We start from the raw sequence: 22688 nt of genomic DNA on the forward strand, positions 1-22688 counted from the left end.
CGACTCACCGATACCCCCGACACCACACCCCATGCGGCCCCCGTTGGGCAGGCGCTCAAGTACCGACCTGGGCTCCGAGCCCTCGCTGAGGCCCGTCCTGAGGCCCGTCCTGAGGCCCGTCCTGAGGCGCGCACTCCCGGCGCGGAAGCAGCAGCGGAGTGGCCAGGAGGAGGACTCCTGCGGCCGCGATCGCCAGGCGAGGGCTGGTGACGGCCGCCAGCAGACCCCACCCGGCGGTCATGGCCGCGATGGCGAGGCTGCTGCTGACCGACCACGCGGACAGGGTGCGGGCAACGCTGTCGGGGTCGGTGTGGTCGAGCCGGTAGGTGGCCAGCACCGGGTTGAACACACCGCAGCAGGTCACCAGGCCGAATTGGACGGCGATGATGAGGACGATCCCGGGCACACCGGACTGGACGAACGCCAGCCCGAGCGGCCAGCACGCGCGCAGCGCCCCGGCGGTGCGCATCACCTGACGCTGCCCGAACCGCGCCACGAGCCGGGGCGCCAGGCGTGAGCCGACGAGGCCGCCGACGCAGGGGAGCGCGAACACGAGACCGTACTGCCACGGCGCGAACCCAAGGCTGTCCAGCAGCAGTACGGCGAGGAGCGGCCCGGAGGCCATGATCAGGCCGTTGACCACGATCGCGTTGAAGAACAGCGGGCGCAGCACGGGGTGGGCGAGGATGCGGCGCCAGCCTTCGAGCAGGTCACCCGCTCGCAGCCGCGGCGCACCGGTCCGCGCGGGGCGCGGCTCGCTGCCGCCGATGGCGCGGATGCCCAGGGCCGAGAGCAGATAGCTGACCGCGTCGGCGACGACGGTCACCACCGGTCCGAACAGCCCGATCGCGGCCCCGCCGAGCGGTGGTCCGATCATGGTCGCGGTCCATGTCGTGGACTCGAACCGGCCGTTCGCGACGAGCAGGTCCCGCGGCGGCACGAGCGTCTTCAGATACGCGCCACTGGCCGCCTTGAAGCCGATATCGGCCGCGGCGACGACGACAGAGACAACCAGGAGCTGGGCGAAGCCGAGCCGGCCGAACGCGAACGCGGCGGGGATGGTCATCAGCGCCCCGAACCGGGCCAGGTCCATCGCGATCATGACCGGCCGCTTGCGGCGGAACTCCACCCACGGACCGAGCGGCACCGCCAGCAGCGCCCCCACCACCCGCCCCGTGGCGGCCAGCGCCGCGACCTGGGCCGGCCCGGAGTGCAGGACAAGCACCGCGATCAGGGGAAACGCGCCGAACCCGAGCCCCGTGCCGTACGAACTGACCGCGAACGCCGCCCACAACCACCCGAACCGCCTCCCCAGCGCCCGCCTCCCCGCCATTCCCACAGCCCCCTCGCCGATCCGAACGACCACACCCCGACCAGCAGCATCAAAGCGAGTAGCGGACCGCGAGATCAAACAACCGGTCCACCACCAGAGCACAACCAATCGTTGTGCGGATATCGCGGATATCATCGCCAGTGTGGATCTCGAAGCGGTGCGCACCTTCGTGGCCGCCGCGGACGCGGGACGGTTCCAGGACGCCGCCGCCGAGTTGTCGGTCACGCAGCAGGCCGTCTCCAAACGCGTCGCCACGCTGGAGAAGCTCCTCGGCGTGCGGCTGTTCACCCGTACCCCGCGCGGAGCGAAGCTCACCATCGACGGGCAGGCGTTCCTGCCGCACGCCCGCGAGCTCCTACGGGCCGAGGAGCGGGCGGTCGCCTCCGTACGCCCCGGCCGCCGCGCGCTGCGCGTCGACGTGATCGGCAGGCGGCTCGCCCCGGCCACCCTGCTGCGCGACTTCCACCGCGCACAACCCGAGATCCAGTTGGACGTCGTCACCCTCTTCGACGCCGAGGCGGCCATCGACGCCATCCGGTCCGGCACGATCGACGCGGCCTTCCGCGCCGTCGCCCTGCCCGGCCGGCAACTGCCCGACGACATCGAGGCCGCCCGCGTCCACGACGAGCCCATCCAACTGGTGACCGGACCGCGCCACGAACTCGCCACCGCCCGCACGGTCATGCCTGCGGCACTGGCCGGTCACCGCATCTGGATGCCCGGCCTCGTCCCGGGAACCGAGTGGGCCGCCTACTACGACGCCCTCGCCGCCGCGTTCGCGCTCACCATCGAGGTCACCGGCCCCGACTTCGGGACGGAGCCCCTGCTCGACACCATCGCCGACTCCCGGTCGCTGGCGACCCTGGTAGGCGAACAGACAAGCTTCGCCTGGCCCGCCGAACACGGCCTGCGACGCATCGCCGTGCACAACCCGACCCCGGTCTACCCGCACTCGCTGCTGTGGCACCGCGACAACGCACACCCAGCCCTGACAGCACTCCGCGCCCACCTCCGCTCCGGCCGGTTCCACCACTCCGCCCCGGAGACGTGGACGCCGACGTGGGCGGAGAGGTCGTAGGGGAACGAGTCGGCCCGCACCGCAGGGGCGGACCGGTCCGGGATCCTGCGGGGCGGTGGGCCGGTGAGCCCTGCGGGACAGTGGGCCCTGTGGGGTGCGCGGCAGTGGTGTGGGGTGGCCCGGCTCCGGTTCGGCGGCTGACGGCCGGATGCTTGCTGGGATTTATGCCCCGCTGGTCACTGTCGCGCTGCATGCTGCGGGTCAGTACCAAGGGGTAAGCGTGGTGAGCGGGGGCGTGGATGGCGGGTGGGGGCCGCCCCTCTCGGTTTGAGTTTCGCGCCTCCGGGCCGGGTGTAAAGGGCGCTCCTTCGTCGCGTCGCTGCGCGATGACCTTCGGTCACCCTTGACACCCGGCCCTGCGGCGCAAGTGCAGGTATTGGGAGGGGCGGCCCCGGGGGGAGGGGTCCCGGAGGGGCATATCTGTGCGCGGGGGCCCGATCCCGGCTGCCGGGCCGGTTCGCCCTGCGGGGCTGCGCGGCAGTGGTGTGGGGCGGCCCGGCCCCGGCTCAGCGGCTGACGGTCCGCCGTGGGCTGGGATTCATGCCCCGCTGGTCACTGTGAGGTGCGGGAGGGGTGGGGCGACTGGGACCGGTGTGGCGCCGAGTGGGCTCCTGAAGGGAGTCGGTGTGCCGTAGAGCGCGGTTTGTGCAGCCGAGGACACATGACGGGTTGGAGGGGACCCTCAACGCCCTGCCAATCTAGGGCATATGGGGCATCTTGGTGGGGGTGGGTGCCGAGATCCCGTGGAGTGTGACGTTGCAGCACCCAGACGGCCCTGCAATGGCTCTCACGTCGCACTCGACGGACCTCGGCCCCCGAGCGGGCATGAGATCTCTGCCAGATTCCGGGCACCCCACCCCACCACAGTGACCAGCGGGGCACGGATCCCAACCCACGGCGGAGGGAGAGCCGCTGAGCCGGGGCCGGGCCGCCCCACACCACTGCCGCGTGCCCCGCAGGGCGAACCGGCCCGGCAGCCAGGGTCCGGCCCGCGCAACGATCCTGCCTTCCCTGGGGAACCCTTCCCCCCGGGCCGCCCCTCCCAGTACCTGCACTTGCGCCGCAGGGCCGGGTGTCAAGGGTGGAGCGCAGCGCAATCGGCGCAGCCGACGCGACGCAGGAGCGCCCTTTACACCCGGCCCGGAGGCGCGAAACTCAAACCGAGAGGGGCGGCCCCCACCCGCCATCAACGCCCCCGTCCACCACGCTTACCCCTCGGTCCGAACCCGCAGCACACAACGCAACAGTGACCAGCGGGGCATGAAACCCAGCCCACAGACAGCCATCGGCCGCCAAGACCACCCGGGCCACCCCACACAAAGTGTGCGCACCCACAAAGATGCCAGTGGGCTGCACGGACCGCCGGATTACGGGCGCGGCTCGTTGGCGAGGGCATCGATGGCGCCGAGAGCGCCGGCGAAGGCAGTCCACGCGGGGGCGGGGAAGACGAAGGCGGGGCCTTGGGGGCGCGTGGAGTCCCGTACGGCTATCGCGCCGTCGCCGAGGCGGGCGCCTTCGACGCACTGCCCACCCTGGGCATTGCTGTAGCTCGACTTGAACCACTCGGCGCCCGTCATTATGCGTCCAACTCCCCCACGCCGAGGGCGTGCACGAAGGCTGTCCAGCACCCCCCGGCCAAGACGAGGGAGGGCCCCAAGGGCGCTTTGGAGTCGCGAACAGCTATAGCACCATCGGCGAGGCGAGCACCTTCAACGCAGTTGCCGCCGTGGCCGTCGCTGTAGCTCGACTTGAACCAGTCGGCACCAGTCATCGCGTCAGCCGTGTGTGTCATCCGGATCAATGCTCCTTCATGGCCTTCTTGATCATACTCAGGGACTCCTGCGGACTCAGCGCAAGGGCCTGTAGGTCCGTGAACGCTTCCTCGTACATCTCCACATCCGCCTCATGGCGAGTCACCCAATGATCAGTCAGATTCTCCAGATAGACGATCGGCTTCAGAGCGACCTTGTCGCGGAACTGGAAGGTGACAAAGGCTCCGCTCATCCCTCGATGCGCGCCCGCCTTGAAGGGAACCACCTGGACACGGACATTAGGCGAAGATGCGGCCTCGACAACGTGAGCAAGTTGCGCCCGCATGATCGCCGGGCCTCCCACCTGCCGGTACAGCACCGCTTCGCTCATGATGGCTGCAAATTTCAGCGGTTGATCCCGGCGCAGAACCTGCTGCCGCGTCATCCGCAAGGCCACCATGCGATTGATCTCGTCCTCGCTGAGGCCGTCGTACGCACGCTGATGGATCACCCGCACGTATGCCTCGGTCTGGAGCAGGCCGGGAACGTACTCGGACTCATAGTTGTGCAGAGCCGAGGCCGTGGCCTCCATCCCTAGAAACGCTTTGAAACCAGGGGTAATGACTGGGCGGTGCAGAGCCGACTGCCACCAGTCTCGCCTTGTCTTGGTGACAGCCGCGTACCCCTTCAGCAACTCGGCTGTCTCCGGTTCCACAGCGTAGATCTGGCAGAGAGCCATGATGTCGGAGGTCTCGACAGTGGCGTTCTCGCCCGTCTCCAAGCGGGTCAACTTCGATGGACTCCACAGGAGCTTCCTTACAACCTGAGTTGACGTAAGCCCTGCCTTCAGTCGTAGCTGACGCAACTCACTGCCCAGCTGTAAACGGCACAGAGCGGGTGTTGCCGACTCAAGATCGGTGATCATTTGCTGTCCTCCCAGCGCATTGCCCAGTGTGTCGGCGCTTCTCCCGGCTCCGCAAGGAACTTTCTGCGCCACAGCAGCGGTTGCCGCACCCTCTCGGGTCGCCCCTCAACCAGACGAGAATTCACACGCACGCGATGCCTCCCTCGACACACACCACAACACCCGCCCCACCCGCCCCCGTCGGGATACGGGACATCGCCCTCCGTCTCACCATGTCGTTCAAACCCCACGCCCGCCGCGTCGAGCACACCCGGCGCATGGCCGGCGCGCTGCTGCGGCAGGACGACGTGGCGGGAGAGGCCGTCGAGACCGTGCAGTTGCTGGTCAGCGAGATCGTCACCAACGCCGTGGTGCACGGGAGTGGCGACCGTGTCCGGTTCTCCCTCTCGTACGACCAGTGCGGCACCGTACGGATCGAGGTGGACGACCGGACGCCCGCGCACGTGGCCGTTCGGCACCCCCGGCCTGACGAGGAGAGCGGCCGGGGGATGTTCCTGGTGGACGCGCTGGCGCGGAGTTGGGGGCGGCGGGGGACGCGTACGTGGTGCACCGTCAGCGTCGGCCCTTCACAGGAGGTGTCCGCGTGACCGGTATTCGTCGTCATCCCGGAACGCACTGGCGCCGGGCGCCCATCCAGTTCGCCACGGATGCGCACACGCTCCGGCGCCTGCTCGCCGGGCTCGTCCATCGCCGCGCCGACCGCCCCCAAGCGTCGGCCCCCACCCAGGGATCGATCCCCGCCCAGACGCCCTCCCCCGTCGCGCCCAATGCCACCGGCCAGGAGGCCGGAAGCGCAGGCAGCGACAGGGAGTCCGTACGGGACGGTCAGCACAGCCAGCACGCGCGAAACGCACAAGCCGCGCGAGACACGCGAGACACGCGAGACACGCGAGACGCGCCGGACGACGCCCGGCCCATCGACTTCGTCACGATCTCCCAGACGGTCTCCGCCGCCCTCGAACTGCGGCCGGTGCTGCCCGAGCGCGCCTGGGTGGACACCACTACGTTGCAGCTCAGAGGCCATCTGGAACTACTGCTGCGGGACTATGACGCCGACACGGACACCAACACCGCCACCCACGCCCAGGAGTGCCTGGCCCTCCACCGCGACGCCTACCGGCTCCTCACCCTGTGCAGGTCATGGAACGAGGCCCGGATGACCACCCCACCCCTCCACGCGTACGAGCTGATGCGCGCCCTGGCCGTCACCACCCGCGACTTCGCCGTGTTCCTTCCGCGCCAGCAGACGCCTCCTACGCACCCCAGGACACAGGGACCGCCTCCGTGACCCCCTTGAAGGCCCAGGTCCTCCACATCCTGGCGATCACCTCGGTCGGCGGCTCCATCGTCCTGGCGCTCTGGCGCCGCCACTGACGTCCCGGGCGCGGGCGCCGCTCGTCAGACGCAGCGTGCCGGCGGTCCGCTCGCGCGCCGTGCCCAGATCGCAATCCCGCGCAATTCCCGCACGGAACCTCGTTATCCGGCGCACTCTGATCCCCCACCGGGATCACCGACGAGGAGTCAGACCATGGCCCGCAGACTCAAAATGCTCGGCACGACGGGCTGACTGACGGGCCGACGGGCGGTCGGTCTGACGGTCGGTCGGACGCGAGCCCTGGCCACTCGGCCATCGCCCCTGGCCACTCGGCCATCAACCATGGCCACTCGGCCCCGCCCCCTGGCCGATCGGCCGATGCGTCCCGCTCCCCCGTCCGCCTAGCGTCGGTCCTACGCCGTACCGGCCACGTCCCACGCCGTACCGGACCGACCCACGGGGAGAGATCCATGGAACAGCAGTCGTCCACCGTCACCACCACCGAATACGCCGCCGACGCCATCGAGTTGCTGGCGCGGGTGATCCGTTACTCGGCCAGGAGGTCCAGTGCGACATCGGGGACCGAGCATCTCGTCCACGTCCTGCTGGACGACAGCGAGAAGCCGGGGTCCGTCCTCGTTCCCGGTCTCAACAAGTCCACCTCCGTCAGCGGGCGGATCATGGCGATGGACGACAAGCACTGGGTGCACGACGACGCCTTCCACGGCGAGCCGGTCGCTCTCGACGCGCCCGGCGAGGAGGACAACAGGTTCGAGGCCGAGGCCGCCTGGCGCGAGGCCCTGTGGCTCGCCGAGGGAAAGTACGCGCGGAAGCTCCCGGAAGGGACCGTGTGGCCCGAGCGGCCGTCGGGGGCGCTGGGCGAGGTGCTGGTCGGGGCGGTGCGGCTGGCCCGCGCGGAAGGTACGTACGAGGTGCACGGACGGCACCTGGCGCGGGCAGTCCTGGACGTGGGCGACTGCCGGGCGGTCGAGGCGATGACGCTGTGCAGGGTGGACCTGGCGGCCTCGGCGTCGGCGCTGGACGCGCAGGCCCAGGCGATGCGCGACGGCGGGAAACCCTGGTGGTCGGAGGTCGACACGAACACCGGAAGCCTCATGATGCTGAGGCAGGGCGGTCTGCTGGACGAGCGCGGCAAGTGGTGGACGCGGATCCTGATGTCCATGTTCTCCCGCGGCGGCGACGGCAGTCCCCTGCTGCGCATACTCACCCAGCAGGCGAAAAGCCAGGCCACACGGCACGGCAGGGACGCGGCGGAGCCGCGGGACCTCCTGATGGCCGTCCTGTCCCTGGACCGGTTGCTCACCCTGGCGAAGCCGTCGTCGCCGGCCGAAGCGCTGCGCTCCGTCGGCTCCGTCGCCGATCTGCTCCGTGCGCACGGAACGGACCACGTCGCTCTGGTGCGGGCGGTGGTCAGGGACGGGCAGGACGCCGACTCCCCGGAGCAGGACGAGACGGGGCTCACCGCCGCGAGCAACCGGCTGCTGGCCAGGACCCGGCTGTTCGCCGCCGAGCGGGGTGCGAGCAGCATCGGGGCGGAGCATCTGCTCAGCGTGCTGCTCTCCGACGCGGACGGCGGGTGTGCCCGGCTGCTCCGGGACAATGGGGTGGACCTGGACGGGGTACGTGCCGGGCTGGACCGTCTGCTCGGTGCGTGACACCGGGCGGGGTCTCCTGGATCCGGCCGGACGGGGCACGATCCCGAGGACACGGCCAACGACCCCAGGCGCATGCCGAGGACGACAGGCATCACAGACAGACATCACAGGCATCAGGGAGAGGCGCGAGTTGTGGCGGCAGCGACGAGCGGGGTGGTACGGGCGCTGCACCGGATACGGCGGACGGCGGCGCGCGGCGCCGCGCTCCGTACCGCCGCGGTCCGCGAGGCGCGCGCGACTCTGGCGGCGGTACGCGCCGCTCCGCGCCGTACGAAGAGAAACGAAGCGGCCCTCTGTCTGGCGGCACTGGCCGCCGGGCTGCTCCCGCTGCTCTACGTCCATCCGCACTGGCCCGTGCCGGCGGTGGCCGAGGCGTGCTGGGCGGCGCTCCTGCTCCCGGCCCGGCGGCGCTGGCCCGCGGGCGCGGTGCTGGGGATCGCACCGCTGCTGAACGGCGGCAACATGTGGACCATAGCGGTGATGCCGCTGGTCGTGCTGTTGGCCACCCGGCGCATCAACCCGCCCGGCCGGGCCTGGGCGGCGGTGCTGGCCACCTCCGTGTTGGCGATGGCCCTGGCCACGCTCGTCTTCCTGTTCACCTCGCGCGGCCCGTTCGAGTCCTTCGGGGGCACCGCGCTGGACTCGGTCCTGATGCTGTTCCTTCCGGCCCTGTCCGGCACGCTGCTGGGGCAACGGCGGCCTCTGGTGCGGCTGCTCCGGGAGCGCAACGCCTATCTGGAACAGACGCGCGTGCTGACCGCCGCCACCGCGCGGATGGAGGAACGGGCCAGGATCGCCGGGGAGATGCACGACATGCTCGGCCACCGGCTGAGTCTCATCTCGGTCCACGCGGGCGCGCTGGAACTGGCGGCGGCCCGGCAGGCGCCGCCCCTGGCCGGGCAGGCGGAGCTGTTGCGCACCACCGCCGGCACCGCGATGGAGGAGCTGCGGGAGATCCTGGACGTACTGCGCCGCGAGGAGATCGCCCTCGCCCCCTCGTCCCCGACGCCCGACGAGGCCGAGCGGGAGCCCGAGGCGGTACGGGGCACCCGCTCGGATCTCACCACCCTGGTTTCGGAGTCGCGCAGGGCGGGCGTGCCGGCCGAACTCGTCTGGACGGGACCGGATTCCGACGTCCTGAACCCCCGGGTCCGGCAGGCGCTGCACCGGGTGGTCCGGGAGGGGCTGACCAATGTCCACAAGCACGCGGCGGGCGCGCCCACCCGGGTGGAGGTCGCCCACGCCGGGCACCGCGTCGAGGTCTCCGTCACCAACGGGGAGCCACCCGGAACGGGGCGGCCGATGGCCGGGAACCGCAGCGGGCTGGCGGGGCTGGAGGAGCGGATCACGCTGATCGGGGGCTCGTTCACGGCGGGCCCGGTCGGGAGGGCCGGTTTCCGGATGGCGGCCGGGCTGCCGTGCCACGACGGTACGGGGGCGGCGGTGACACCCGTACCAGCGGTGCCACCCGCACTCACCGCGTCAGCCGTGCCCGCCCCGCCCGACCCGGCTTCCGTCCCCGTTGCCTCCGCCCCGTACTCGCCGTCTTACCCGCCGCCCTACCCCCCGTCGGATCCGCCTGATCTGTCGGCTCAGGCCCTCACCTGGCCGAGGCTGCTCGGCGGGGGCTGCGCCGCGATCCTGGTGATCCTGCCCACCGTGGCGGGCATCGCCGTCGTCCTGTTGGCGCAGGTCATACGATGAGGCGATGATCCGAGTCCTCATCGCCGACGACGAAGCCCTGATGCGTACGGGAATCCGGCTGGTCCTGGAGAACGCCGAGGACATCGTGGTGGTCGCCGAGGCGGGGAACGGGAACGAGGCGGTCGCCGCCTGCCGGGACCAGGACGTCGATGTGGCGCTGCTGGACATCCAGATGCCGGTCAAGGACGGTATCGCCGCCGCCGAGGACATCGCGCTGGCCTCTCCCCGTACCCACGTGGTGATGCTCACGGCCTTCGGGCAGGAGCAGAGCGTGACCCGCGCCCTGCGCGCCGGCGCGAACGGGTTCCTGCTCAAGGACACCGGCCCCATGGAGCTGATCCGGGCGGTACAGACCGCCGCCACCGGCGAACCGGTCCTGGCGCCCCGGATCATGAAACGGCTGATGGAGCGTCACATCTCCGGCGGTGACCGGGCCGAAGCCGCGAGACGCCGCATCGAACCGCTCACCCCGGCGGAGCGCGACGTCCTGCGTCTGCTCGGCCAGGGCCTGTCCAACGCGGAGATCGCCGGAGAGCTGCATCTGAGCACCAGCACCGTCAAAGCCCACATCAGCCGCATCCTGACCCGTACGGACTGTACGAACCGGGTCCAGGCGGCCGTCATGGCGCACGACGCGGGGCTGCTCGCAAGCTGAGGCGGCACTGAGGTGGCACTGAGGTGATCTCGGTCATCGTCACCTGCCGGACGGCGGTCCCGGCAGTAGAATCGTGCACCGCTCGGGTATCGCGCCACAGTGGACACAGAGAGTGATGTACGGCTCTCTCGACCCTGGAGAAGCAACGATGCGACATGTCGGAAGGCCGGCCCTCCTCGTGAGCGGCGCCCTCTTCCTGCTGCTGCCGCTCACCTCGGCCCACGCGGCGCCTCCCGCGCCGTCCGCCGCGCCGTCCTCCGGCTCCACGGACACGTACTGGACCGCCGAGCGCATGCGGGCCGCGAAGGCGGTCAAGGCCGGACCGGTGGACAGCGCGGACGGCACGGACGGCACGGACGGCACGGACCAGGCGAAACGCACTACTGCCGCCGCCGCCCCGAGCAAGCCCTCGACGGGCCTGCCCATCGTCGGCACGTTCTTCTGGAGCGACGGGAAGGGCGGGAAGGGCGCGGGGCACTTCTGCGGCGGCACCGTGGTCAACAGCCCCGGCAGGAACCTCGTCATGAGCGCGGGCCACTGTTTCGACGGGAAGACCGCCCGGCCCAACCTCGCCTTCGTACCGCAGTACGACGACGGGAAGAAGCCCTACGGCTCCTACGCGGTCAAGCCGGGCGGCATCTTCGTCGACCAGCGGTATCCGGCCCGGGGGCGCGACGCCGCCGCCGGGCTCGACTTCAACTTCATCCAGCTCGAACCGCGCGACGGCAAGAACGTGCAGGATGCCGTCGGCGGCGCCGACCTGCTGGTCGACGCGGGGTACGAACACGACCCCGTACGCCTCGTCGGCTATCCCGCCAACCAGCCGCACCCGCTCGAATGCACCGACAGGACCGAACGGTTCGACAGTTCGTCGCCCGGCATCCCCGGCAGCTTCCTGCGGATCGAGTGCGACGCGTACTCGGGCGGGTCCTCCGGCGGGCCCTTCCTCGTCAAGCGGGTCTCCGGCTGGGGAATCGTCGGGGTCATCGGCGGGTGGAAGACCGGCGGGGACACGGACGACGTCTCGTACAGCCCCTACTTCGGCAAGGACGTGCAGGCGCTGTACGACAAGGCGACGGACGGCCGGGAGCCGGTGACCAGCCGCGACGTCCTGGATACGGCGGGGACCTGGAGGCACGCCGGGACGCTGGCCGCCGAGATACTGCGACGGCGCTGACGCCCCGGCTCGTCCGGCTCACTCATTCCGGTTGCTTCGTCCGGTGCGCGATGATGGCCGCGAGCGCCGCCGACACATGCGCCTCCGTGGTCGCCTTGTCGACACCGAGGTCCGCGAGCACGCCCGTACCGTCCTCCAGCTCCAGCAGAGCCAGCAGGATGTGCTCGGTGCCGACGTAGTTGTGGCCCAGCCGCAGGGCCTCCCGGAAGGTGAGTTCCAGCGCCTTCTTGCCGCGCTGGTCGTACGGGATGAGTTCGGGCACGGTGTCGACGGGCGCCGGGAGCCTCGCGGCGACGGCCTCCCGGAAGGTCTCCGGAGTGACGTCCTGGTAGGCGATCGCCCGCCAGGCCAGCCCGTTCGGTTCGTTCAGGAGGCCGAGCGCCAGGTGCTCGGGGCCGATCTCGGCGTTGCCCGCCGTGCGGGCCTCGTTCTGCGAGGCCACGACGACGTTGCGGGCGCGGTCGGTGAAGCGGCTGAACCCCTGGCTCGCGTCGAGGTCCACCACCCCGCCCGAGTCCTTGGTGACGAAGCGCTTCTGGGCGGCCTGCTTGGTGACGCCCATGCTCCGGCCGATCTCCGTCCAGGAGGCGCCCGAGCGGCGGGCCTGGTCGACGAAGTGGCCGATCAGATGGTCGGCGACCTCGCCGAGGTGGTCGGCGGCGATGACGGCGTCGGAGAGCTGGTCCAGGGCGTCGGGATGGACCTTCTTGATGGCTTCGATCAGGTCGTCGAGGCGGACGGTGTGGATGTCCTGGAGTGGATTCGTCATGCGTCAACCATAGGTTGACGTTCGGCGAATCGTCAACCCTGGGTTGTCGGGGAACATTCTCTCGACTCGTACCTATTTGCCGCGCTTCACGCATATAGGCGAACACGAAGAGGTACGTATCCCTCACTCACAGCATCACTCCTCCGTGCCTCTGACCTCCGCGCCCCCGCCCGTTCCTGGAGTACGCCATGACCGAGACGACCGAGACCGAGACCGGCTCCACGCCGCCCACCTGCCCGTTCGACTTCAACGAAGCGCTGGACTTCGACCCCGTGCTCGCGGACCTCATGACCCAGGGGCCCGTGACCCGGATCCGGCTCTCGCACGGTGACGCGGACGCCTGGCTGGTCACCGGATTCGACGCGGTGCGGCAGGTGACGACCGACCGCAGGTTCAGCCGCGCGGCCGTCGTGGGCCGGGACTTCCCCCGGATGACCCCGGAGCCGATCTTCTCGCCGGAGTCGATCAACGTGATCGACCCGCCCCGGATCAGCAGGCTGCGCCGGCTGACCTCACAGGCGTTCACCAAGCAGCATGTGGACCGGATGCGGCCCGCCATCGAGGCCATCGCGGACGGCCTCCTGGACGAGATGGCCGAGCACGGCCCGCCCGCCGACCTGGTGGCCCACCTCTCTGACCGGCTCCCCCAGCACACCATCTGCGAACTCCTGGGCATCGCCCCGGCCGACCGGCCCTGGCTCCAGCGCTCCGCGCTGCGGATGCTGTCCATGACACCGGACGGCCGCCAGGCGGCGGCCGACGCCAAGGCCGAAATCATCGGCTACTTCCGCGAGTTGACGGCCGAGCGGCGCCGCTCCCCGGGGGACGATCTGATCAGCGTCCTGGCCACCGCCAAGGACGGCGACGACATGCTGGACGACGAGGAACTGGCCGTCATGGCGGAGACCCTCATGCTCAGCGGCCATGACACGGCCACCTGCCAGATCAGTGACATCTCCTATCTGCTCCTCACCCGACCGGAGTTGGCGGAACGGCTGAGGAGCCGCCCCGAGACCCTCACCCAGGTGCTGGACGAACTGCTGCGCTACATCCCGTTCCGCAACGGCGTCGGCATCCCGCGCGTCGTCACCGAGGACGCGGAGATCGCGGGAGTCCCCGTCCGCGCGGGCGACTTCGTGCACGTCTCCTATCTGACGGCCAACCGCGACCCGGAGCGCTTCCCCGCCCCCGACGTCATCGACCTGGACCGTCCGCCCACCCCTCACATGACCTTCGGCTGGGGCGGCCACCGGTGCATCGCCGTCCCGCTCGCCATGGCCGAGCTGGAAACCGCCATCGGCCGGCTGCTGAGCCGCTTCCCCGGGCTGCGGCTCGCGGTGCCCCCGGAGGAGGTGCGCTGGGACACCAGGACCATCCGCCGCTTCCCGCACGAACTGCCGGTGACCTGGTAGGCACGCGGTAGACACCGGACAGGCGCCTGGTAGGCAGCCATCCCCCTCAGTCACCCACGGCGGCGCCGCTCACAGTCCGGCGCCGCCGTGCACCATGTAGTGGTCGAGCAGCTTCGTACGGGCCACCTCAAGACGGCGGCCGAGGATCCGGGCGACCGCGCGGGTCAGGGCGTATCCGAGGACGGGATCGTCCTCGCAGAGGGCGCGTACGGCGGCGGCGTCGAATTCGTGCGCCCGTACCGGACTGAAAGCCGCCGCGCCGAAGTGCCACTGGTGCGGAGGGAAGACCCAGGACCAGCCGAGCAGATCACCGACGCCGAGGGTGTCGACGACGACCCGGCGCCGGCCGGGGACGTACAGGTCGAGGGCGACCGTGCCAGTGTGGATGATCCAGAACGTGTCGGCCTGGCTGCCCTCTTCGAAGATCCTGGCGTCCTGGGAGAAGTGGACGTCGTGGGACAGTCTCATCAGCATGTCGCCGCGTCCGGCCGGAAGCCCTGTCAGCAAGCGCATCGTGGAAGTCATGGCGGAGAACCTCCTTGCCGAGTAACCGTGGAGTGACCCAGGAGGAACGCGGAGTGACCAAGGGGCACGACGGCTATATGTACGATCGTATCCCCAGCGCCACAATCCGCCCCGCCCGCAACTTCCCGGCCTGAGCGCGCCCTTCACGGCAGCCGAAGCTTCCGCCCCTCACACCGGCCGCCGCTTCCGCCCGTCACAACGACCGCCGCTTCCGCACACCGGCAGCCACCCCACCCGTCACACCAGCAGCCGCTCCGCCCTTCACTCCGTCCGCGCGGCCACCGAGCCCAGGATCAGCGAGAGCCCGTATGCGAAGCGCTCGTCGAAGGACGGGTCCTTCAGATGGGTCGCGAGCCGGCTCAGCGACGGGTAACGGCCCGAATCGAGCGCCCTGGCGAACCGTGGCCCGTCCACCCCCGGGAGCGCCTGCTCCTCCTGCGCGAGGCCGAGCACGAAGTAGACGATCGTCCAGCAGGTCCAGGCCGCCTCGCGCTCCGGCAGTCCGGCGTCGAGCAGCCCCCGCACCAGCGCCTCGGCGAGGCCGAGCGTGGCGGGCTCGGGCGCGTACGTACCCGCCACGATCGCGGCGCCGTCGCGGTGCGCGAGCAGGGCGCGGCGGTAGCGGCCGGCCAGTTCGCGCACGCGCTCCTCCCAGGGCTCGGGAAGGTCCTCCACGGACGCCCCGGCGACGATCGCCTCCGCCATCAGCTCCAGCAGCCCCGCCTTGGTCTTGGCGTGCCACAGGACGGTGTTCATGCGGACGCCGAGCCGGTCGGCGACGCCGCGTACGGACACCGCGTCCGCGCCCTTGTCGCCCAGCAGCTCCAGCGCCGCACGCACCACGGCGGCGGGATCGAGCGTGGTCCGGGGCGAGCCGTCGGGGAGGGTTCCGGGTTGCCTTTTGGTCACTGACCCAGTCTACTGGGCGCAGACCTTCATTGGTCACTGACCAAGAGCCGAAGTCGAGGAGGAAACCGTGGAACACGATGCGGAACAGGCGGCGGAACAAGTCGCGGAGCAGGCTGCGGAACGGGTCGCGGGACAGGCTCCGGAACAGGTCGTCGTCGCCGGTGGCGGACCGGTCGGACTGTGGCTCGCCGCCGAGCTGCGGCTCGGCGGGGTGGAGGTCACCGTGCTGGAGACCCGGCCGGAGCCCGATCCGCATTCGAAGGCGCTCACGATCCATCCCCGGACCATCGAGATCCTCGCCTTCCGAGGAGCGGCGGACGCGTTCCTCGCGGAGGGCGTGCGGATCCCCAGCGGCCACTTCGGCGGGCTGGACGACCGCATGGACTTCGGGGCGCTGGACACCCCGTTCCCGTTCACCCTGGCGCTGCCGCAGGCCCGTACCGAGGAGCTGCTGGAGGAGCACGCGGTCGCGGCCGGGGCGCGCGTCCTGCGCGGGCACCGCGTGACCGGGCTCGTGCGGCACCGGGACTCGGTGACGGTGGAGGCGGAGGGCCCGGACGGCGCGTACACGCTGGAGGCCGCCCACCTCGTCGGCTGCGACGGCACGCGGAGCACCGTGCGCGCGGCGGCCGGGATCGAGTTTCCCGGTACGGACGCGACGACCTGGGGCTGGCTCGGCGATGTCGTCCTGGAGCGCCCGCCGGCGGGTCCCGGCATCAGCGTGTCGAACGCGGCGGGCGGGATGATGGCCGTACGGCTGCCGGGCGGCCTGCACCGGCTCGTGGGCGGGACGCCGCAGGACGTACGGCCCGAGCGCGGCGGTGAGCTGACCCTGGAGGAGCTGCGGGCGAAGACGGTACGGATCACCGGGGACGACTTCGGGATGCGCGACCCGGTCTGGCTCTCCCGGTTCGGCAACGCGACCCGGCAGGCCGCGCGCTACCGCGAGGGACGGGTCCTGCTGGCCGGGGACGCCGCCCACATGCACTTCCCGACCGGGGGCGTGGGCCTCAACGTCGGCTTCCAGGACGCCACCAACCTGGGCTGGAAGCTGGCGGCGACCGTCCGGGGCACCGCACCCGACGGTCTGCTGGACAGCTACCACGCCGAGCGGCACCCGGTCGGCGCCGCCCTGCTGGAGAGCACCCGGGCGCAGACGGCGCTGATGACGGCCTACACGGCGGAGGGGCAGGCGCTGCGGGCGTTCCTGAGCCGGCTCGTCGCGACCGTACCCGCGTTCTCCGGGGAGCTCGCCGAGCGGCTCGCCGCCCTCGATGTCGCCTATCCGCCCGGTCCCCCGGTGCACCCCGGGGTCCCGGTGGGTACCGGCACCGCCGAGGTCCATCCGCTGACCGGGCGGCGCGCGCCCGACCTGGCGTTCGAGGGCGGCGGGAGCGGGCTGTTCGCGCTGCTGCGTGAGGGGCGCCATGTCCTGCTGGGCCTGGACCGGGACCCGGACTCGGACTCGGACTCGAACTCGGACCTGAACCTGGATCTCACGGGCGCGGACACGGGCGCGGACACGACCGGCGACCGGCTGGCGGACCTCGCCCGCGCTCGCGGCGTCGCGGTCCACAGCGCGCCCCTGGCCGGGACGGCGCGTGCCGAGTGGTCCGGGGTGCGCGCCGCGCTCGTACGGCCCGACGGGCACGTGGCGTGGGCGAGCACGGAGCCGGACGACGAGGCGCTGTTCGCGACCGCGCGTGCGGCAGTACGCGCGGCGGTACACGCTCCGGTGCGCGAGGCCGTACCGGAGCCCCGCTGAGGAAACGCCGGGAAGAGGCCCCCAAGAGCACAGCGGACCGGCCCGCACGGAAGGCGTCTCCGTGCGGGCCGGTCTCCGGTGCCGCCTCCGGCGAGCGTTGCCGGTCGCGGCACCTTGGCAGGGCCGGGGGGGTGGGGGGTTGGGGTGTGTCAGACCCCGGCCTGGGTCTTGTCGCCACCGGCCGCGGGGACGGTCTCGGGGGCGGCGGTCCCGGGAGCGGCGGCGGGCGCGGGCTTGTCGGTCCCGGTCCCGGCCTCGGGCTCCTCGGGCGCGGGCCCGTGGTCGTCCACCAGCGTCTTCTCGTCGAACGGGAACTTTCCGGCCAGCACCTCGTCGACCCGGCCCTTGTCGATCTCCTTGGTCCAGGTACCGATGAGGACCGTGGCGACCGCGTTGCCCGCGAAGTTCGTCATGGCACGCGCCTCGCTCATGAAGCGGTCGATACCGACGATCAGGCCCACGCCGTCGACCAGTTCGGGCCGGTGCGACTGGAGACCGCCCGCGAGGGTCGCGAGACCGGCGCCGGTGACGCCCGCCGCGCCCTTCGAGGCGACGATCATGAAGAGGAGCAGGGAGATCTGCTCGCCGATCGCCAGCGGGTCGCCCATGGACTCGGCGATGAACAGGGAGGCCATCGTCAGATAGATGGCCGTGCCGTCCAGGTTGAACGAGTAGCCGGTCGGCACGGTGATGCCGACGACGGGCTTGCTGACACCCAGGTGCTCCATCTTCGCGATCAGGCGCGGCAGCGCCGACTCGGAGGACGAGGTGGACAGGATGAGCAGGAACTCGCGGCCCAGGTACTTCAGCAGCGAGAAGATGCTGACGCCCGCGACCAGCCGCAGCAGCGCGCCCAGGACCAGGAAGACGAAGAGCGCACAGGTGACGTAGAAGCCGATCATGATCATCGCGAGGGACTTCAGGGCGTCGAGCCCCGTCTCGCCGACGACCGCGGCGATGGCGCCGAAGGCACCCACCGGCGCGGCCCACATGATCATGCCGAGGATGCGGAAGACGAGCCGCTGGATGTGGCCGATGCCCCGGATGATGGGCTCGCCCGACTTGCCCATCGCCTGGATGGCGAAGCCGGCGAGCAGCGCGACCAGCAGGGTCTGGAGGACCGATCCCTCGGTGAAGGCGGACACCATCGTCTTCGGGATGACCGAGAGCAGGAAGTCCGCGGTGGACTCGCTCGCACCCTCGGCCTGGGCCGCGCCCGCGCCCTTGGTGGCCTCGGTGATGTGCAGACCGGCACCCGGCTGGAGGATGTTGCCGACGAGCAGGCCGACGGCCAGGGCCACGGTCGACATCGCCATGAAGTAGGCGAGGGCGAGCCCGCCGACCGCACCGACCTTCGCGGCCTTCCTGACCGAACCCACACCCAGCACGATCGTGCAGAAGATGACCGGCGAGATCATCATCTTGATGAGATTCACGAAGCCGGTACCGAGCGGCTTCAGTTCGACGGCCACGCCAGGAGCCGTGAAGCCCACCAGAATGCCGAGCGCGACGGCTGCGATCACCGCTATGTACAGATAGTGGGTACGGTCCCGCCTTGCGGCCACGGGTCCTCCTTGACTCGTCCCTGCAAATCCCCCGTCCCTGTCCCGAGGGGTCCCGAGGACTATCCATCACGCTGTGATGCCGGTCACCCTTACGTTCATTTCGTTCATATGAATCAGGCCAGGCATTCTTGTTTCATGCACCTGCCCCGTCCCCGCTCCCTCGCCGCGCAGCTCTTCGCCATGCAGGTCGTGCTGGTCGCCGCCGTCGTCGCGGGATGCGCGCTGTTCGCGTACGTCACCGGGCGCGCCCATACCGACGAGACCGCGCGCAAGCAGGTTCTGGCCACCGCGCACGCGCTGGCCGATTCGCCCTCTGTACGGGACGCGATCCGTACGCCCGATCCGAGCGCCGCGCTCCAGCCGTACGCGGAGCGGGTGCGGCTGGACACCGGGATCGACTTCATCACGATCATGAATCCGCAGGGGATCCGCTGGACGCACCCCGACCCGACGCAGATCGGGATGCGTTTCCTGGGGCGTACCGAGCCCGCGCTGAAGGGGCGGACCTTCACCGAGACGTACACCGGCACGCTGGGCCCCTCGGTGCGGGCGGTCACCCCCGTCAAGGACGGCGACCGGATCACCGGGCTGGTCAGCGTCGGCATCACGGTGGACCGGATCTCCTCGGAGGTGACCCAGCAGGTCAAGGTGCTGGCGCTGGCGGCGGGCGCGGCGCTGGTCCTCGGCGGGCTCGGTACGTACGTGATAAACGCGCGGCTGCGGCGGCACACCCACGGGATGAACTCGGCCGAGCTGAGCCGGATGCACGACTACCACCAGGCCGCGCTGCACGCCGTGCGCGAGGGGCTGCTGATGCTCGACGGCGAGCGCAGGATCGCCCTGATGAACGACGGCGGCCGGGAGCTGCTGGGCCTCGACGAGTCGGCCGTCGGCCGCCCGGTCTCGGAACTCGGCCTGCCCGCGCCGCTCACCGGGGCGCTCCTCTCCTCCGAGCCGCGGGTGGACGAGGTCCATATGACCGACGACCGGATCGTGGTGGTCAACACCCGTCCGGTGGTCGGCGGTGAGCAGCGCGGTACGGTCATCACCCTGCGCGACCACACCGAACTTCAGGCGCTGTCGGGTGAGCTGGATTCGGAGCGCGGCTTCACCCAGGCACTGCGCTCGCAGGCGCACGAGGCGGCCAACCGGCTGCACACGGTGGTCTCCCTGATCGAGCTGGGACGGGTGGAGCAGGCGGTGGAGTTCGCGACGGCGGAGCTGGAGCTGGCGCAGGCGCTGACGGACCGGGTGGTCGGCGCGGTCGGCGAGCCGGTGCTCGCCGCGCTGCTGCTGGGCAAGGCGGCGCAGGCCAACGAGCGGGGGGTGGAGCTGGTGCTCGCCGAGGACAGCCGGATCGACGACGGGTTGCTGCCCGCGACACTGCCGGCCCGCGACCTGGTGACCATCCTCGGCAATCTGATCGACAACGCCGTGGACGCGGCGCAGGGCGGCGAGGGCGCGCGGGTCACCGTGACGGCGCTGGCGCAGGACGGCGAACTGCTCCTCGGCGTACGGGACACCGGCGCCGGGGTCGATCCCGGCGACCGGGACGAGGTCTTCCGGCGCGGCTGGTCGACACGGGGTCCCGGGCGCGGGCTCGGGCTCGCGCTCGTGCGTCAGGCCGTACACCGGGCGCACGGCACAGTGGAGTTGACGCAGACTCAGGAACCGCCGGACGGGGCGGAGTTCGTCGTACGACTGCCGCTGGGCACGCGGCTGGCCGGTGCCGGGACGTCCGCGGCCGACGGCTCCCCGTCCAACGCGTCCCCGTCCGGTACGCCCTCGGCCGAGGTGTCCTCATGAGCGCGGCACGTCCGACGGATCCCGACATCCGGGTCCTGGTGGTCGAGGACGACCCCGTAGCGGCCGACGCGCACCAGCTGTACGTGGGACGGGTGCCCGGCTTCACCGCGGTGGGCGTCGCGCACTCCCGGGTGGAGGCCGCCAGACTGCTGGAGCGTACGGAGACGGACCTGATCCTGCTCGACCTCTACCTCCCCGACGGGCACGGACTCCAGCTGCTGCGCAGCCTGCGGGCCGCCGGGCACCAGGCGGACGTCATCGCGGTGACCTCGGCGCGCGATCTCACGGTCGTACGGGAGGGGGTGTCGCTCGGGGTCGTCCAGTACGTGCTGAAGCCCTTCACCTTCGCCACCCTGCGCGACCGGCTCACCCGGTACGCGGAGTTCCGCGGGGCGGCCGGCGAGGCGAGCGGCCAGGAGGAGGTGGACCGGGCACTGGGCGCGCTGCGGGCGCCCCAGCCGTCGTCGCTTCCCAAAGGGCTGAGCGCGCCGACACTGGAAGCGGTGACCCGCACACTGCGCGCCTCCGCCACCGGACTGACCGCCGCCGAGGCGGGCGTGGAGGTGGGCATCTCCCGGATCACCGCACGCCGCTATCTGGAACACCTGGTCACCAACGGCAGAGCGGCCCGCAGCCCGCAGTACGGGCACGTGGGGCGGCCGGAGTTGCAGTACCGATGGGTGCCGGCGTCCCGGTGAGCCGGAGGGGTCGCCGCACGGGAGACGGGTGCCACGACCGGCTCGGCCGGAGAGCCGACGTCGGGCGGCACCCAGAGGCGGCGCGCGCTGTCACGCACCCGAGGGAACAGCCGCGATGACGCGACTCCGCAACCGCTCGTCCTCGACCGTGTCAGGGCTCCGCCACACGTAGCCGCTCACCTCCTCGTCCCGCAAGGACAGACTGACGGCGCCGGTCGTGCGTAGCCCGGCAAGCGGCGCCGTCCGCCCCGCGCTTTCGCGTTCCGTACCCGCGGCTTCGCCGGCCCTGAGCCGCGCCCTTACCTCTGGTGGCGGTCCGGGCCCGGACCGCCACCAGAGGTAAGGGCCCCGGAGCACCCCCTAGAAGACCGACTCAGCCTCGAACATCCGCTCCTCCGGCACCGTCTTCAGCTGCGTGACCGCCTCCGCCAGCGGCACCATCTCGATGCGCGTCCCGCGCAGCGCCGTCATGCGCCCGAACTCGCCCCGGTGCGCCGCCTCCACCGCGTGCCAGCCGAAGCGGGTGGCCAGTACGCGGTCGTACGCGGTGGGGGTGCCGCCGCGCTGGACGTGACCGAGGATGACCGGCCTGGCCTCCTTGCCGAGGCGCCGCTCCAGCTCGGCGGCGAGGACGTTGCCGATGCCCCGGAAGCGCTCGTGCCCGAACTGGTCGATCTCGCCCTTGCCGTACTCCATGGAGCCCTGCGCCGGGTGCGCGCCCTCGGCCACACAGACGACGGCGAACTTCTTGCCCCGGGAGAAGCGGGCCTCGACCATCTTGACCAGGCTGTCGACCTCGAAGGGCCGCTCGGGCAGACAGATCCCGTGCGCGCCGCCCGCCATGCCGGACTCCAGCGCGATCCAGCCCGCGTGCCGGCCCATGACCTCGACCACCATCACCCGCTGGTGGGACTCGGCGGTGGTCTTCAGCCGGTCGATGGCTTCGGTGGCGACGGTGACCGCCGTATCGAAACCGAACGTGCGGTCGGTGGAGTAGATATCGTTGTCGATGGTCTTCGGGACGCCCACCACGGGCATTCCCGCGTCCGAAAGCAGCCGCGCTGCCGTCAGTGTGCCTTCGCCGCCGATCGGGATCAGCGCGTCGATCCCGTAGCGGTGGGCCAACTCGGCGCAGTTCTCGGCGGCTTCGCGCAGCCGTCCGCGCTCCAGCCGGGCCGAGCCGAGGATGGTGCCGCCGCGCGCGAGAATCCCGCTGACCGCGTCGAGATCGAGCGGCCGGAAGTGGCCGTCGAGGAGGCCCTTGAAACCGTCCTCGAAACCGACGACTTCGTCTCCGTGCCCGGTCATGGCGCGGTGCACGACCGAGCGGATCACTGCGTTCAGGCCGGGACAGTCGCCGCCTGCGGTGAGAACTCCGATACGCATCGTGCTGTGTCTCCTGCTCGCTCGTGCTCGCCAGTGGGGTGCTCTTCCCCGGGGGAGGGCGGGCCCACTGCCCCCGGTCATGCGCCGGGTCCGATCCTCCCACGGTTCCTTCCCCCGGTGACCGGGGCCACTCACCCCGGCCCCCGCCACCGCTCCCCCGGGCGCCTAAACCAGCCGCAGAGGTATTGTCAAGGGGGATTACCGCCCGAACGGGAATCGCCCACGGGAATCATTGTTCA

Annotated in this window: 20 protein-coding genes; 11 read left to right on the forward strand and 9 right to left on the reverse strand. The window is 71.1% G+C overall.

The annotated features are described in order from the left end of the window. Nucleotides 1–55: 55 nt before the first annotated feature. Nucleotides 56–1333: an MFS transporter gene (locus OG627_RS09145; protein ID WP_329063224.1), complete on the reverse strand. Its 1278-nt coding sequence runs from the start codon at nt 1331–1333 to the stop codon at nt 56–58. A gap of 142 nt (nt 1334–1475) precedes the next feature. On the opposite strand from OG627_RS09145, the gene OG627_RS09150 reads away from it, so the two are divergent. After that, nucleotides 1476–2411: a LysR family transcriptional regulator gene (locus OG627_RS09150; protein WP_329063226.1), complete on the forward strand. Its 936-nt coding sequence runs from the start codon at nt 1476–1478 to the stop codon at nt 2409–2411. 1367 nt (nt 2412–3778) lie between these two features. On the opposite strand, the gene OG627_RS09155 is transcribed toward OG627_RS09150, so the two are convergent. Genes OG627_RS09155 through OG627_RS09165 form a run of 3 tightly spaced genes read right to left on the reverse strand, consistent with a single transcriptional unit; the run spans nt 3779 to nt 5087 of the window. Beyond that, the gene (locus tag OG627_RS09155) at nt 3779–3988 is read right to left on the reverse strand and encodes a DUF397 domain-containing protein (RefSeq protein WP_329063228.1); all 210 of its coding nucleotides are present in this window, start codon (nt 3986–3988) and stop codon (nt 3779–3781) included. Continuing rightward, nucleotides 3988–4203, reverse strand: a complete 216-nt coding sequence (locus tag OG627_RS09160) for a DUF397 domain-containing protein (protein WP_329063229.1) — start codon at nt 4201–4203, stop codon at nt 3988–3990. The genes OG627_RS09155 and OG627_RS09160 overlap by 1 nt, the downstream gene beginning before the upstream one ends. A 5-nt stretch (nt 4204–4208) precedes the next feature. Next, nucleotides 4209–5087, reverse strand: coding sequence for a helix-turn-helix domain-containing protein (locus OG627_RS09165; protein WP_329063232.1), 879 nt, complete (start codon nt 5085–5087; stop codon nt 4209–4211). A 212-nt stretch (nt 5088–5299) separates the two neighbouring features. On the opposite strand from OG627_RS09165, the gene OG627_RS09170 reads away from it, so the two are divergent. The 6 genes from OG627_RS09170 (at nt 5300) to OG627_RS09195 (ending at nt 11614) form a co-directional block, all read left to right on the forward strand. Next, nucleotides 5300–5674 (forward strand): ATP-binding protein, encoded by a 375-nt coding sequence (locus OG627_RS09170; protein ID WP_329063233.1) that lies wholly within the window; start codon nt 5300–5302, stop codon nt 5672–5674. Then, nucleotides 5671–6375: a hypothetical protein gene (locus tag OG627_RS09175; RefSeq protein WP_329063235.1), complete on the forward strand. Its 705-nt coding sequence runs from the start codon at nt 5671–5673 to the stop codon at nt 6373–6375. Before OG627_RS09170 ends, OG627_RS09175 begins: the two co-directional genes overlap by 4 nt. A gap of 497 nt (nt 6376–6872) precedes the next feature. Continuing rightward, a complete protein-coding gene (locus tag OG627_RS09180) occupies nt 6873–8078 on the forward strand; it encodes a Clp protease N-terminal domain-containing protein (protein WP_329063237.1) in 1206 nt (401 codons plus the stop codon). A gap of 132 nt (nt 8079–8210) precedes the next feature. Continuing rightward, nucleotides 8211–9782 carry a sensor histidine kinase gene (locus OG627_RS09185; protein ID WP_329063239.1) on the forward strand — a complete coding sequence of 524 codons (1572 nt, stop codon included), beginning with the start codon at nt 8211–8213 and terminating at the stop codon, nt 9780–9782. Nucleotides 9783–9786: 4 nt separating this feature from the next. Continuing rightward, a complete protein-coding gene (locus OG627_RS09190; protein WP_329063241.1) occupies nt 9787–10437 on the forward strand; it encodes a response regulator transcription factor in 651 nt (216 codons plus the stop codon). A 148-nt stretch (nt 10438–10585) separates the two neighbouring features. Next, nucleotides 10586–11614 (forward strand): trypsin-like serine peptidase, encoded by a 1029-nt coding sequence (locus OG627_RS09195; RefSeq protein ID WP_329063244.1) that lies wholly within the window; start codon nt 10586–10588, stop codon nt 11612–11614. 22 nt (nt 11615–11636) lie between these two features. Here the strand turns inward: OG627_RS09195 and OG627_RS09200 are convergent, their stop codons facing one another. After that, complete coding sequence (locus OG627_RS09200; protein ID WP_329063246.1) at nt 11637–12383, reverse strand: Clp protease N-terminal domain-containing protein; 747 nt, start codon at nt 12381–12383, stop codon at nt 11637–11639. 188 nt (nt 12384–12571) lie between these two features. Between OG627_RS09200 and OG627_RS09205 the strand changes: the two genes are divergently transcribed. Further along, nucleotides 12572–13795: a cytochrome P450 gene (locus OG627_RS09205; RefSeq protein ID WP_329063248.1), complete on the forward strand. Its 1224-nt coding sequence runs from the start codon at nt 12572–12574 to the stop codon at nt 13793–13795. 69 nt (nt 13796–13864) lie between these two features. Here the strand turns inward: OG627_RS09205 and OG627_RS09210 are convergent, their stop codons facing one another. Together OG627_RS09210 and OG627_RS09215 are read right to left on the reverse strand one after the other, a co-directional pair. Beyond that, nucleotides 13865–14320, reverse strand: a complete 456-nt coding sequence (locus OG627_RS09210) for a cyclic nucleotide-binding domain-containing protein (RefSeq protein ID WP_329063250.1) — start codon at nt 14318–14320, stop codon at nt 13865–13867. A gap of 261 nt (nt 14321–14581) precedes the next feature. Then, a complete protein-coding gene (locus OG627_RS09215; protein ID WP_329063252.1) occupies nt 14582–15229 on the reverse strand; it encodes a TetR/AcrR family transcriptional regulator C-terminal domain-containing protein in 648 nt (215 codons plus the stop codon). Nucleotides 15230–15296: 67 nt separating this feature from the next. On the opposite strand from OG627_RS09215, the gene OG627_RS09220 reads away from it, so the two are divergent. Further along, a complete protein-coding gene (locus OG627_RS09220) occupies nt 15297–16994 on the forward strand; it encodes an FAD-dependent monooxygenase (RefSeq protein WP_329063254.1) in 1698 nt (565 codons plus the stop codon). Nucleotides 16995–17143: 149 nt separating this feature from the next. Here the strand turns inward: OG627_RS09220 and OG627_RS09225 are convergent, their stop codons facing one another. After that, a complete protein-coding gene (locus OG627_RS09225; protein ID WP_329063256.1) occupies nt 17144–18559 on the reverse strand; it encodes a cation:dicarboxylate symporter family transporter in 1416 nt (471 codons plus the stop codon). A gap of 135 nt (nt 18560–18694) precedes the next feature. On the opposite strand from OG627_RS09225, the gene OG627_RS09230 reads away from it, so the two are divergent. Further along, entirely contained in the window at nt 18695–20365 is a 1671-nt protein-coding gene (locus tag OG627_RS09230) for a sensor histidine kinase (protein ID WP_329063259.1), read from the forward strand. Further along, nucleotides 20362–21063: a response regulator gene (locus OG627_RS09235; protein ID WP_329063261.1), complete on the forward strand. Its 702-nt coding sequence runs from the start codon at nt 20362–20364 to the stop codon at nt 21061–21063. The genes OG627_RS09230 and OG627_RS09235 overlap by 4 nt, the downstream gene beginning before the upstream one ends. A 360-nt stretch (nt 21064–21423) precedes the next feature. On the opposite strand, the gene OG627_RS09240 is transcribed toward OG627_RS09235, so the two are convergent. Beyond that, a complete protein-coding gene (locus tag OG627_RS09240; protein ID WP_329063262.1) occupies nt 21424–22449 on the reverse strand; it encodes an ATP-dependent 6-phosphofructokinase in 1026 nt (341 codons plus the stop codon). Between the last annotated feature and the right edge of the window lie 239 nt (nt 22450–22688).

Origin of the sequence: Streptomyces sp. NBC_01429, assembly GCF_036231945.1 — a bacterium.
Lineage (GTDB): Bacteria > Actinomycetota > Actinomycetes > Streptomycetales > Streptomycetaceae > Streptomyces.